The sequence below is a fragment of the Pectobacterium brasiliense genome (assembly GCF_013449685.1).
Classification (GTDB): Bacteria; Pseudomonadota; Gammaproteobacteria; order Enterobacterales; family Enterobacteriaceae; genus Pectobacterium; species Pectobacterium brasiliense_A.
Window position 1 is genome coordinate 21,227 of the sequence record NZ_JACDSF010000053.1, and the last position, 12,956, is coordinate 34,182.

11 protein-coding genes, 1 tRNA gene and 2 pseudogenes are annotated in these 12,956 nt (G+C 48.2%); 4 read left to right on the top strand and 10 right to left on the bottom strand.

All coding sequences use genetic code 11. The features are described 5' to 3' along the window. Nucleotides 1–30 precede the first annotated feature (30 nt). The 7 genes from H0248_RS18450 to H0248_RS18480 form a co-directional block, all read right to left on the bottom strand. Nucleotides 31–123, bottom strand: a tRNA-Ser gene (locus tag H0248_RS18450). A 295-nt stretch (nucleotides 124–418) separates the two neighbouring features. After that, nucleotides 419–604 (bottom strand): carbon storage regulator CsrA, encoded by a 186-nt coding sequence (csrA, locus tag H0248_RS18455; RefSeq protein WP_005972168.1) that lies wholly within the window; start codon nucleotides 602–604, stop codon nucleotides 419–421. A 324-nt stretch (nucleotides 605–928) separates the two neighbouring features. Next, entirely contained in the window at nucleotides 929–3,556 is a 2,628-nt protein-coding gene (gene alaS, locus H0248_RS18460) for an alanine--tRNA ligase (protein ID WP_180787019.1), read from the bottom strand. 138 nt (nucleotides 3,557–3,694) lie between these two features. Next, nucleotides 3,695–4,189, bottom strand: coding sequence for a recombination regulator RecX (gene recX, locus H0248_RS18465; RefSeq protein ID WP_180787020.1), 495 nt, complete (start codon nucleotides 4,187–4,189; stop codon nucleotides 3,695–3,697). A gap of 45 nt (nucleotides 4,190–4,234) precedes the next feature. Then, a complete protein-coding gene (gene recA, locus H0248_RS18470; protein ID WP_180787021.1) occupies nucleotides 4,235–5,308 on the bottom strand; it encodes a recombinase RecA in 1,074 nt (357 codons plus the stop codon). A 107-nt stretch (nucleotides 5,309–5,415) separates the two neighbouring features. Further along, nucleotides 5,416–5,910 (bottom strand): nicotinamide-nucleotide amidase, encoded by a 495-nt coding sequence (pncC, locus tag H0248_RS18475; protein ID WP_180787022.1) that lies wholly within the window; start codon nucleotides 5,908–5,910, stop codon nucleotides 5,416–5,418. A gap of 224 nt (nucleotides 5,911–6,134) precedes the next feature. Further along, nucleotides 6,135–6,470, bottom strand: coding sequence for a hypothetical protein (locus tag H0248_RS18480; protein ID WP_094431181.1), 336 nt, complete (start codon nucleotides 6,468–6,470; stop codon nucleotides 6,135–6,137). Nucleotides 6,471–6,949: 479 nt separating this feature from the next. Between H0248_RS18480 and H0248_RS18485 the strand changes: the two genes are divergently transcribed. Further along, nucleotides 6,950–7,438, top strand: coding sequence for an SRPBCC family protein (locus tag H0248_RS18485; RefSeq protein WP_180787023.1), 489 nt, complete (start codon nucleotides 6,950–6,952; stop codon nucleotides 7,436–7,438). An 82-nt stretch (nucleotides 7,439–7,520) separates the two neighbouring features. Then, on the top strand, nucleotides 7,521–8,195 hold the full coding sequence (locus tag H0248_RS18490; RefSeq protein ID WP_010307203.1) for a MarC family NAAT transporter: 675 nt from the start codon (nucleotides 7,521–7,523) through the stop codon (nucleotides 8,193–8,195). A 351-nt stretch (nucleotides 8,196–8,546) separates the two neighbouring features. On the opposite strand, the pseudogene H0248_RS18495 reads toward H0248_RS18490, so the two are convergent. Continuing rightward, nucleotides 8,547–9,209 (bottom strand): annotated as a pseudogene (locus tag H0248_RS18495) (LysR family transcriptional regulator); the annotation flags it as partial. Nucleotides 9,210–9,424: 215 nt separating this feature from the next. Here H0248_RS18495 and grxB point away from each other — a divergent pair. After that, on the top strand, nucleotides 9,425–10,060 hold the full coding sequence (gene grxB / locus H0248_RS18500) for a glutaredoxin 2 (RefSeq protein ID WP_180787024.1): 636 nt from the start codon (nucleotides 9,425–9,427) through the stop codon (nucleotides 10,058–10,060). Nucleotides 10,061–10,251: 191 nt separating this feature from the next. Here grxB and H0248_RS18505 read toward each other — a convergent pair whose 3' ends face one another. After that, a complete protein-coding gene (locus tag H0248_RS18505; protein WP_180787009.1) occupies nucleotides 10,252–10,389 on the bottom strand; it encodes a hypothetical protein in 138 nt (45 codons plus the stop codon). A gap of 79 nt (nucleotides 10,390–10,468) precedes the next feature. Next, nucleotides 10,469–11,428 carry an L-tyrosine isonitrile synthase gene (gene pvcA, locus H0248_RS18510; protein ID WP_374705281.1) on the bottom strand — a complete coding sequence of 320 codons (960 nt, stop codon included), beginning with the start codon at nucleotides 11,426–11,428 and terminating at the stop codon, nucleotides 10,469–10,471. A 257-nt stretch (nucleotides 11,429–11,685) separates the two neighbouring features. Between pvcA and H0248_RS18515 the strand changes: the two are divergent. Continuing rightward, nucleotides 11,686–11,847 (top strand): annotated as a pseudogene (locus H0248_RS18515) (SymE family type I addiction module toxin); the annotation flags it as partial. Nucleotides 11,848–12,956: the final 1,109 nt, after the last annotated feature.

The window sequence follows — 12,956 nt, forward strand, 5'->3', positions numbered from 1 at the left end:
TATCCAGCTGAGCTACGGATGCATATTAAATGGCGGTGAGGGAGGGATTCGAACCCTCGATGCAGCTTTTGACCGCATACTCCCTTAGCAGGGGAGCGCCTTCAGCCTCTCGGCCACCTCACCTTACATTACCTGATTCGCTACTAAGAACTTCTTGTTAGTGCTCACCGGTACTGCGTGGCGCACATATTACTTTCCCAGACTTATAAGTCAAACAATTTTTCCCACCTTGTGTTTGTTTGAACAATTCGCATCCAAGATGCGTATTTTCACAACAAAAAGTCTGTTTTATCGACAGAAAAACAGGCGGTTACCTTGCTAAAAGGAGCGCACAGTAAAAATGGATATATCGATAAATGTGTGGGGAAAAAAGCGGGAAATAACAATTGCGTCCCGCGAACACGAGACGCATTGTCAATCAATATGACGTTGGTTGAGATTTTTCGGCCTGAATACGCTGATAGATCTCTTCACGGTGGACAGAAACCTCTTTAGGTGCATTAACACCAATACGCACCTGGTTGCCTTTCACTCCTAATACGGTAACCGTTACCTCATCGCCGATCATGAGGGTTTCGCCAACTCGACGAGTCAAAATAAGCATTCTTTGCTCCTTGAAAGATTATAAAGAGTCGGGTCTCTCTGTCTCCCCGCCATTATCCATCATGTGCCGTGAAAACGTAAACCTAGACGATGGTATAAGCACCACCACCACACTCCGGTTTGTCACTACTTGTTAGTTTAGTCGATATCAGTAGCTTGTGCTTTTGTTATCACAACAACAGGACTGAGCGTGTCATACTTCAGAATATCTGAAGGTAGCACACGTTCTACCCCACTTGTCGGACCCTTTTCCGCAGACAAAAACGCCACAACCAGAAAGTTATGGCGTTTTTGTTGGATAACGAGAATCAAACGTTATCTATGTTTATAGCTTAGCAGTAACCCAAGATTCAACACTTGCCAGCGCAGCAGGCAATGCAGACACATCTGAACCACCAGCTTGAGCCATATCCGGACGGCCACCGCCTTTACCACCAACCTGTTGAGCAACAAACCCAATCAGTTCACCGGCTTTTACGCGGTCGGTCAGATCTTTCGTTACACCAGAAATCAAGCTAACCCGGCCTTCTGCCGCCGTTCCGAGAACGATAACAGCAGACCCTAGCTGATTCTTCAGGTCATCCACCATCGTGCGCAGCAGCTTAGGATCCACGTTGTCCAGTTGCGTAACCAGCAACTTAACACCACTCACCTCTTTTGCTTTGCCGGACAGCGACGAGCTTTCCTGCGCCGCTTGCTGAGCCTTCAACTGCTGAAGCTCTTTCTCCAACGTGCGAGCACGCTCCAGAACAGAGCGTACCTTATCCGTCAGGTTGTGACTATCCCCTTTCAGCAGTTGCGCAATATCTTGCAGAACGTCGCTCTGACGGTGCAGCGCAGAAAGCGCATTTTCACCCGTGGTCGCCTCAATACGACGTACCCCGGCAGCGGTACCTGATTCCGAAATGATTTGGAACAGGCCGATATCACCCGTACGGCTTGCGTGTGTGCCCCCGCACAGTTCAATGGAGAAATCCCCCATCGTCAGGACACGGACATGGTCGTCGTACTTCTCGCCGAACAGCGCCATCGCGCCTTTCGCTCTCGCATCATCCAGCGCCATGACATCCGTTTGTACGGTAAGGTTACGGCGGATTTGCGCATTGACGATATCTTCAACCTGACGGATCTGCTCAGGTTTCATCGCTTCCGTATGTGAGAAGTCAAAACGCAGATAGCTATCGTTAACCAGAGAACCTTTCTGCGCGACATGATCGCCCAGAACCTGACGCAGCGCGGCATGCAGCAGGTGCGTTGCGGAGTGGTTCAGGCGAATGCGATCGCGGCGTTGGCTATCAACATTTGCATCGACACTGTCGTTAACACGCAGCGAACCCTGAGTCAGTTTACCAACGTGGCCGATTGCCTGACCATATTTCTGAGTGTCCTGAACGGCAAAGCTCGCGCCCGCGTTTTTCAGTTCACCCTGATCGCCAACCTGGCCACCGGATTCACCATAGAATGGCGTTTCGTTCAGGATCACTACCGCTTCATCACCTGCCGCAATCTGATCAACCGCGTTTCCATTGTGATAAAGCGCAATCACCTTCGCTTGCTGCTGCGTTTTTTCATAGCCACAGAATGGCGTGTTTTCATCCACACGGATGAGACTGTTGTAATCAACGCCAAATCCGCTGGCCTCACGCGCACGCTGGCGCTGAGCCGTCATCGCAGCTTCAAAACCTTTCTCATCGACTTTCAGGCCACGCTCGCGGCACACATCCGCGGTGAGGTCGACAGGGAAACCATAGGTGTCATACAGGCGGAAGGCCGTTTCGCCATCCAACGTATCCCCTTTCAGGTTTTTAATTTCTTCGTCCAGCAGAGACAGGCCGCGTTCCAGCGTACGGGCAAACTGCTCTTCTTCCATCTTCAGCGCCTGCTCAACAACCGACTGCTGCTTCTTCAACTCTTCTGCCGCTGGCCCCATGACTTCAATCAGTGGCGCAACCAGTTTGTAGAAGAAGGCATCCGTAGCGCCTAGCATGTTACCGTGACGTGCAGCGCGGCGAATGATACGGCGCAGAACATAGCCACGGTTTTCATTAGATGGCGTCACGCCATCCGCAATCAGGAATGCACAAGAACGGATATGGTCAGCGATAACACGCAGCGACTTATTGGTTAAATCCGTCGTACCAACGGCTTTAGCAACCGCCTCAATCAGCGTTTTGAACAAATCAATGTCATAGTTTGAATTGACGTGCTGCAACACGGCAGAAATACGCTCTAACCCCATTCCGGTATCGACGGAAGGTTTCGGCAGCGGCAGCATCGTGCCATCAACCTGACGGTTGAACTGCATGAACACCAAGTTCCAAATTTCGATATAGCGGTCGCCGTCTTCATCAGGGCTTCCTGGTGGGCCACCCGCGATGTGTTCACCGTGATCGAAGAAAATCTCGGTACACGGACCGCACGGCCCCGTTTCGCCCATCTGCCAGAAATTATCAGAGGCGTAAGGCCCGCCTTTGTTATCACCAATACGAATAATTCTTTCGCGCGGTACGCCAACTTCATCAGCCCAAATGTCGTAGGCCTCGTCATCCGTTGCGTATACCGTTACCCACAGTTTCTCTTTCGGCAGGTTGAACCATTGGGGAGACGTCAACAACTCCCACGCATAGCGAATCGCATCATGCTTGAAGTAATCACCGAAGCTGAAGTTACCCAGCATTTCAAAGAAGGTGTGATGGCGGGCGGTATAACCTACGTTTTCCAGGTCATTATGTTTACCACCGGCACGCACGCAGCGCTGCGAGGTCGTCGCACGGACATAGTTACGTTTATCCAGCCCGAGGAACACATCTTTAAACTGGTTCATACCCGCATTGGTGAATAACAATGTCGGATCGTTGTTCGGCACCAGAGAGCTGCTATCAACAACCTGGTGTCCCTTACTGTGGAAAAAATCGAGAAACGCTTGACGGATCTCAGCGGTGCTCTTGCTCATAATTGTCCTGGAATCAAGCTAGAAGAACAGGTCGCGGGCAAGGTTAGTCCAGCATGCTGACGCTACCAAGCAACTCACGAACAAAAAAGTGGGAATAAGATAAATTTTCTTCGATGGGAAGTAAAATCCCGTATGCGTTCAATCTGAAAAATTCGTATAAATTGACTGGATTTCTTCATGAAAGAAACCACGATAGAGCAGGTATCGCTGATGTTTGACTTTGTCTTTCCATTCATCGGACAGAGGATGCCCGAATTTTCGCTCCACAACTGATTTCGCCAGCGCGCACCAATCGATCTCACTCTCGTTTAATGCCGTGGCTAATATCGTCTTATCGATTCCTTTCTGGCTCAGCTCCATTTTAATTCGCTGGACGCCATAGCCTTTGCGACTTCGGCTGTTGATATAGCGACGAGCATAGCGCGCATCATCCAGCCAACCGTGCTCCTTGCAGTAAGCAATGGCCACTTCCACCTCTTCTGCTCCAGTTCGGGCAGTCGTGTCGTCCGCTTCATTTTCTGCTTCTGCGCTATCTAATTTATATAAATACGCCGCACATTTGCGGCGTATTTCGGCTTCACTATAATCCCGAACAGAAAGCACATTCATCGCATAGCGTAAGGGTTTATTCATCCATTTACCCGCTGATGTGCTTTGTCACAGGGAATTCAGCCACCATTAAAACTCTTCGTTGCCTTCATCGGCGAATGCATCTTCGTCATGGCTATTGCCCGCAGTGGCAGGCGTCAGCTCATTGCCTTTATGCAGCAGCATTTCACGCAATTTCTTATCCAGTTCCGCAGTAACCGCCGGGTTCTCTTTCAGGAAATTACAGGCATTTGCTTTGCCCTGACCAATCTTGTCGCCGTTGTAGCTATACCAGGCACCCGCTTTTTCGATCAGTTTATGTTTCACACCCAGATCGACTAGCTCACCGTGGATGTTGATGCCTTCGCCGTACAGAATCTGGAATTCAGCCTGTTTGAACGGTGCCGCCACTTTATTCTTCACGACTTTAACGCGAGTTTCGCTGCCGACAACTTCTTCGCCTTCCTTAATCGCGCCAGTACGGCGAATATCCAGACGAACGGAAGCGTAAAACTTCAGCGCGTTACCACCGGTAGTGGTTTCAGGGTTACCGAACATCACACCGATTTTCATACGGATCTGGTTGATGAAGATCAGCAGCGTATTAGCTTGTTTCAGGTTACCCGCCAGTTTACGCATAGCCTGGCTCATCATACGTGCGGCCAGCCCCATGTGGGAGTCGCCGATTTCACCTTCAATTTCTGCTTTCGGCGTCAGCGCTGCAACGGAGTCGACGATGATAACGTCAACCGCGCCGGAGCGCGTCAGCGCATCACAGATTTCCAGCGCTTGCTCGCCGGTATCCGGCTGAGAACACAGCAGATTATCGATATCTACGCCAAGCTTTTTCGCATAAATCGGATCCAACGCATGTTCAGCATCGATGAACGCACACGTTTTGCCTTCACGCTGAGCGGCAGCAATAACCTGTAAGGTCAGCGTTGTTTTACCGGAAGATTCCGGGCCATAAATCTCAACGATACGACCCATCGGCAAACCACCAGCGCCCAGAGCAATATCAAGAGATAAGGAGCCTGTAGAAATAGTTTCAACATCCATTGAGCGATCTTCGCCCAACCGCATGATAGAACCTTTACCAAATTGCTTTTCGATTTGGCCCAGTGCTGCCGCAAGTGCCTTTTGTTTGTTCTCATCAATAGCCATTTCTGCTCCTGTCATGCGGCGTAAAGCTGCTGTCTCTACGCGGCTGCTTAATCATGAATTGCCGAATAATTACTGACATTATACTGTATGCGCATACAGCATCAAGGTTATTTTTTCAGAAACGCGTCGAGCAGCGTTTGCAGCGCAAAATGGACCGATTGCAGACGTACCGCGTTTCGGTCTCCGCTGAACCGCATTGTCCGCGCGAATGCCCCGCCCTGTTTATCTGTGAAGCCAAACCATACCGTGCCGACAGGCTTCTCTTCGGTCCCCCCGTCGGGCCCGGCGATGCCGCTTACCGATATGGCAAAATCTGCATCGGCGGCCTGCAACGCCCCTGCGGCCATCTCATTGACGACGGCTTCACTCACCGCACCATGCTGCTCCAGTGTCTTTGCGTTCACATTCACCAGACGCTGCTTGGCCAGATTGCTGTACGTCACAAAGCCATAGTCAAACCAGCCTGAACTACCCGCGATATCGGTAATCGACTTAGCCAACCAGCCTCCGGTACAGGACTCTGCACATGTCAGTTTGGCACCACGCACCTTCAGTTTTTCGCCCACCAAAGCACTTAACCGCAGAATGTCAGCTTCCGTCATTGCCGCCTCATCTTAATCAAGGATTGTTGGGTCAGGGTAACACTTTTCCCTGAAAAAGACGCTCCGCTGCACGGTATGCGAAGCGCATAGCAAAGAAGATGAAAATCGAGGGAAATCGAATAAAACGCGGCCAAATAATCAAGGAGAAAATAGCACGACGCGAATAGAGCGTCGGCTAGCAGGAATACAGAGGGAATAGGAGTAATTAATAATGATGGAGCGATTTACATACAGCCTGCACAACTGGTGCATCGCCAGTCCTGCTTATTTATAGCCTGAAAAAAATATCTGAAATAACATTCTTCGATAGGGACATTATTTTCTTCAAAGCTGTCGGCCAACCAGTCGATATTTTCCAGAATCCAATCATCCTCATCGAGCCCGTCTCGGTACATTTCATCATCAGGATCGATGATAGAGTAGATCCCCATCGTTCCCATATGATTTTCTTTATACTTTTCCGGTAAGGTGAAAGCGTTTTCTTTATAAGATATTAACCAGTGGCCGTGGCAAAGTAGGTTACCATTACGGCTCCACCTCGCAATAAATGGGTTACTCATATTTATTCCTACCAGCATAAAAGCTGGCCATAAACGTATCACGACATGTCTATAAAGTAAATTACCACACAACCAGTTAGTCATTTAAATAATAGAAAATAGGGATGCACTTTTATTACATCTTAATAGGTACAAAACCATTAAAGATAACTTGATAAATATCAATTTATATAGCAATGAAATATCTAAACAGGGAAGTACAAATAAAAAAAGCCCACTAAAATAGTGGGCGGGGTACTGCTATTATCGTTATGTAAAAACCCTGGTGTTTTGCGGCACTTCATTCGGCTTCTGTCTGACTCTTACAGTACCGAACGAACATTAACGTAACATTAGGCGCATAAAAACTCTGACGATTGCTGTGATAGTCTGCGCCAACACTATCGCCACCGTCTCCGCTTTGCTTCGTTGGTCGAGATCGGTCAGAATGGCGTGAACATGCCCATAAAGGGGTAATAATCCATTAGGGAGGATGACGGGTGTTTCCCTCTTTTTTAAGAAGAACCGCAGCGAAAAACGGCAGTTATGCCAATAAAATCAGCAGCAGCATTACGATCAATCGCCCAGCAGAACGTTTGTTTGATCTCTGGCGCAAACCGGAAACGTTGCCGATCCTGATGGGCCATTTCGCCAGTATCGAGATACTGAACTATACCGACTCTAACTGGCGAATTAACACGCCGATTGGCGCGCTCATTGAGTGGCAGGCTCGTATTATTGATGAAAAACTGGGGGAGTATATCCACTGGCGTTCGCTGGAAGGGGCACGGGTTCCGAATGAAGGCCGGCTTTCTTTTCAACCAGCCACATTGGAAGCGGGTACAACCGTAACGCTGACGATTCGCTACAACCCACCGGGGGGCTTGATCGGGAAAAAGATCGGCCAAATGTTTGATATGTTTTCTCGCGATATGCTGACGAAAACGCTCTATCGTTTCAAAAAATTAGCGGAGGATGAACTGGCCTAAGTCGCGCCAGACATCATAGCAACAGGTCATCAGCGACCGTTTTCCCGAACTGACGAAAGCGCCCCAATAAAAGGAACGTAGAATGCTGGAACTGATTCAAACCATTGGTCTTGGTCTGGTGTTAATCCTGCCACTCGCGAACCCACTGACAACGGTTGCGGTATTTTTAGCGATGTCCGGCAACATGAGCCAGGGGGAACGAAATCGCCAAATCTTTCAGGCTTCGCTCTACGTCTTCATCATTATGACCGTCGCGTACTACGCGGGTCAGGTCGTAATGAATACCTTCGGAATATCCATTCCTGGGTTGCGCATTGCCGGCGGGCTCATCGTCGCATTTATCGGGTTTCGCATGCTTTTTCCTCAGCAAAAGCCAGAGCATGCACCTGAAGTCAAAAGCAAAAAAGAAGAAATCAACGACAGCTTCTCCGCCAATGAGGTCAATATCGCCTTCGTTCCACTGGCGATGCCCAGCACCGCGGGGCCAGGAACCATTGCCCTCATCATCAGTTCTGCCTCACAAATCAAGAGCGGCGTCGATATCACGCCATGGGTGATTACCGTTGCCCCTGTACTCACGTTTATGTTGATCAGCCTGATCGTGTGGCTCAGTCTGAAAAGTTCGGGCCTGATTATGCGTCTGATCGGGAAAAGCGGCATTGAAGCCATTTCACGGCTGATGGGGTTCCTGCTGGTGTGCATGGGCGTACAATTCATCATTAACGGTACGCTGGAGATCGTACATTCTCTCCATTGAGAAGTTGCTGGAGAGACAGACATCAATACACTGTCAGATAGCCTAATTAGTAACTTTAATTTGCGGGAAAGCAGGCAAAAAAAACCCGCACAAGGCGGGTTAAGGTCATTCTAATGACAGGGATGGTTAACTAACACAACACTCACAGGGATGTGAGGTACTGACAAGGGATGGAAGGACTATAGCAAGCCAAATGTATAGTATTGTCATCAGCAAGTAAGGTTAATCTACCGGTTGTAAAACAACATTGGTGAGACTTCGCAGCCACCTTATCTGGCTATTTCAACCTACTTTCCCCCGTTCGTAATGACGCTTTTTGGGTTTTCATCAGCGCAACCAGTATCGCCATAAGAGCACCGCTGCACGCACGCCTTCCACCGCAGAAACTCGGATACGCCTATTGGGGAATACCATGGTCTGTGTTCCACCCTGAGAAAAAATCCAGCGATCGGTTCTCTCTGCCTGCAACAGCCAGAACGTCAGGAGAAGCTGGCACACCATGACGCGCGAAATAGTCAGGGGTCGCCAGCAGTCGCATGGAACACAATGCCAAGCCCTGGGCAATCAGGCTTAAATCCTTCATTTCGTCCAAACGCAGTACCACATCGATGCCTTCAGCAATCAGATCGATCGGGCGATCGTCCAGAATGACATCAATATTTAGCTGGGGATGCTCGGCCATGAATTCATGGAGCTGCAGTATGATGGGCTGTCTGGTAAAAGTCACAGGCGCACCGATGCGTAGCCGCCCAGACAGCGCCGTGCTCCCGCTCACCACATGCTCTTTAGCATCCCCCAGTACCTTTAACGCAGTGCTCATAAAAATTCTGCCCAGCTTCTGTCGGCGTCAGCCCTAGGGTAGAGCGGAGCAACAGCGGCGTTGCCAGCTGATTTTCCAGTTGCATGATTGCTTTGGACACCACAGGCTGCCCAATACCGAGCCTGCGGAACGCGACGGAAAACAACCCAGTTTCAAAAACGCAGATAAATGTTTCCGGCGCTCAGGCGATCCATGATTTCTCTTCCGCAAAAGGGGTCTCACTGCATCATACGGGAATCCTACGAGGATAAGGCGGATCCACACCGCGCCCTTCTTTTCCCTGACATCATCATCTTTAGGCACATTCGCTTTACCGCCAACCGCATCAGGTATTACTCTGATGGCATAACTTGTCATGACAAGGCTGGCAAATTTTTGCTGAATTTTTCAAAATCTTACGAGGCGATGCATGAAACTTTTCATTTACGAACACTGCCCATTCTGTGTCAGAGCCAGAATGATTTTTGGTCTGAAAGATCTGCCTGTTGAGCAATCCGTCATTATGGAAGGCGACGTTGACACGCCAACACGCATGGTGGGTCGCAAAGTGGTGCCGATCCTGCAGAAAGAAGATGGCAGCTTCATGCCGGAAAGCATGGATATCGTCCACTATGTCGACAGCAAGCAAGTGCCGTTAATCGCAGATAAACCGGTTGATGCTGAGATTGAAGCCTGGTGTAAGTCCGTTTCCAGCGCGGTGTTTAACCTTGCGGTCCCCCGTTTTACGAAAGCCGATTTCAAAGAGCTTTCCACGCCAGAGGCGCGCGATGCTTACATCCTGCGCGAAGAAAAAGCCTTCGGCGATCTGGATGCACTGCTCGCGAAAACGCCGGAACTGATTGCGGAAGTGGAGCAGAAACTCGAGGCGCTGGAGCCGCGTCTGGCAAACGTCAGCACCATTTCCACCACCGATTTTATTCTGTTCCCGATCTTACTGTCGCTCACGATTGTGAAAGGCGTACAGTTTGGTCCTAACGTTCACGCGTACCTTGAGCGTGTCTCAACAGCCAGCAAGGTCGACTTGTTGACCGATAAGGCGCTGTAAAACAATAGAAACAACAAAGGAGCGGCTTATAGCGGCTCCTTATTTTTAGCAACGTTCGGATAACGTCGTTCATTGACTGCAACCCTGCGATAGAACATCCGTGCGCATATTCTATTTTAAAAACACGGTTCGCAATAGCGTTACGGGGCACGCTTTTACCCCATAACGCGTGACGGATTTCAGGCGTTATTTTACCGTAACGTCTTACTAAACGCGCTTTGCGTTTCCGGCATGACATGATGATATTCCAGCGCATGCTGATTAAGGAAGCACACACCTTCGATCGGCAGCGTACCAAAAGGGGAAAGCGGTTTAATGCAACGGTCCATGCTATTTTCCACCCTGTATATTCCTTTATAAGATGACAATATCGATGTCTCGGTGAAAGATAAGGCAAGAACAGCGCGCTTATGCCAGATCAGGCTGTTTAACTAAGTAATGGCTAGGCATACCGCGGATTTCTACGATTTCGCCGTCCAGTTGCTGTGCATCTATATTCTTCATTAACACAAACTGCCCATTAACATTGGCGGCTACGCCATGCCAGGGCGTCAACCAATCGTCCTTGGTGGGCATCATATGAATACCCAGCTTCAGGCTGTCCGAAGGCTGCGGGTGAATAGACAAACGGATGGCGTCTGGGAATTGTTCAGCAAGCAGATTGCCCCATGCCCAACTGCGTTGAATAACGCTACACGCGCGTTTTTTGGCATCTTTCTGTAACGCCGCATTAGAGCCGGTATAGTCAGGCCTCAGGCTATCTTCATAGAGGAAACGGGTCATTGAACGGTAAAGCTGCAAACCTTCTTCGCTCTGCATGAGCTGCGCTTTCACTTCCTCTTCTGAGTCAGCATAATTCTCAACCAGTTGCTGGCGAAGACGATCATAGTCAGCGGTGAGCGCCGCCATATTTTCTACATCTTTAAGATTAAAAACGCTGAGATGAACGGCACCCAGTTCATGCAGTAAATTTTCAATCTCCTCCTGATAAATATTAATCGTTTCGTCGCTGGTCCCAATCAAGTCACCAAATACATGCCCATCAGAACAAATACGGATATGCGCACCAGGTGGATAATAAATCTGAATACGCTTACATAACGAATTCAGGAAGCTCAAGGACAAACGTTCCGCCATATCTGGAATTCTTCCCAACACCTTATAAGGGCTAGGAGATTTAAACGGAAACGCAGGTAGAATGAGTTCAATTTGACGTTCTTCTTCAACAAAATTACGAATTCTGGGTAATTGAACCTGTGTCACCTGAGACTCTTCTTCACTAATTGGTTTCGTCGCCTGGGTAAATCTACGCCGATATTGAATTAACTCACTTAATATTAGCGATGAAACTAATTCATTATTCATCATATACAAAACAACCTCATTACTTTACATTAATTTAAAAAAGGAATTAACTACATAGCTATGGCGTAGAAACAATAGAATAAAACCTTTGCACAAATACAATAAAAAAACTGAATGACATATTCAGTTTTTTATTTACGACGCTAATAATTAATTTGAATTATAAATAAACACAATAATAATTAAGAAAGTAATTATTAAAAATGAGGATAAGTGACGATGGAATCTGATCTCTTCCTTTTGTTCAGTACTGCACGTCCCATTACGGAACTGGTAGCGCTGACCCAGCGCATCCGTCACTGCCGTCGACGATTAACCTCAAAGGCCGCTGGCTGGAGGAACCTGCCTTTATCACCGGGATGCCCGTTACCGTCACTGTGGAGAGCGGCAGGATTATTATTGAGACGCAGATTAATTTGTAGCGGCTGAGCAACAGTTAAAAATAATAAAGCCGAAAGGATCGTCAGATCGCTTCCGGCTATTTTTATCTTAACGTCTATCGTTTAATTAACTTACCTTTTTCAATAGAAAGATAGTCTTTATTATTACCATGAAGAACCTCAACATATTCACTCACCTCTACAGAATCAATTACCCCGCAAAGATAATTCCACGAGAACTGATTTTTATTATCAAAAAACATCACTCCCCATTCACATAGAACTATATACCTTTCAAATGAAAGTGGAATAATTTCATAAAAAACACCACCAAGCCGAGATATTTCACTCCGAACATAATCTGTGAAAAAATTACCCCATCACCTTTTTTTTCCTGTGACGCATTACAGTCTGGGCAACGAGTTTCTTCTGATTCGTAACTAGAATAACAATTCTGACATGTAATATATTTCATGCTGATTCCTATTTTATTGGAATGCTGGAAGTAATAATTCCCGATCCTGTTCCATCGATATGAGGATCAGCATGATCAGTAATAACCCGTATTTTTTGAGTCACACCATTTCTCGTTGCCGTACCTTCAAATACGTTTCCAAAAAACCTTCACTATTAGAGGCTATTTTATTCAAAGGATTATTCGTAACTTCTTTAGCTGCACTTGCAATATCCCTATTTCCCCATTCTGATGGGAACAAAGACCCTTTCTGCCTTTTTGGCTTCATTGAGGCATAAGGTTCCTACCGAGGAGGACCAACATGGGGAGAATGCCTTCTTAAGGAATGCCGAAGTGAGCCAAAAGAATACTTATAGTCCTTCCCGCCCTATTTTTCCGTCAACCCCAGCGGATCAACCCATTCTAATGGGTTATGGACGTAGGCTTGAGGTCGGATACCCCCACCCAGCCCTATCGGGTCATAGGGACGATCCTGATGCAGTCGTACTTTTTAGCGCACTTAACCCATTGAAGCAACGGCCTTTTCAGGCAGCGTCTTCGGCCAGGTTAACCGCCCCGCAACCCCAACACCCCGACGCGCACTTTTGCCCCCGGACACGCTACCGCCATGCTGTGACGTCCCTGTCTGCCTGCCCCGCATCATAGCAGCGGCGGCAGCCGCTGCCATTAGTCGTTT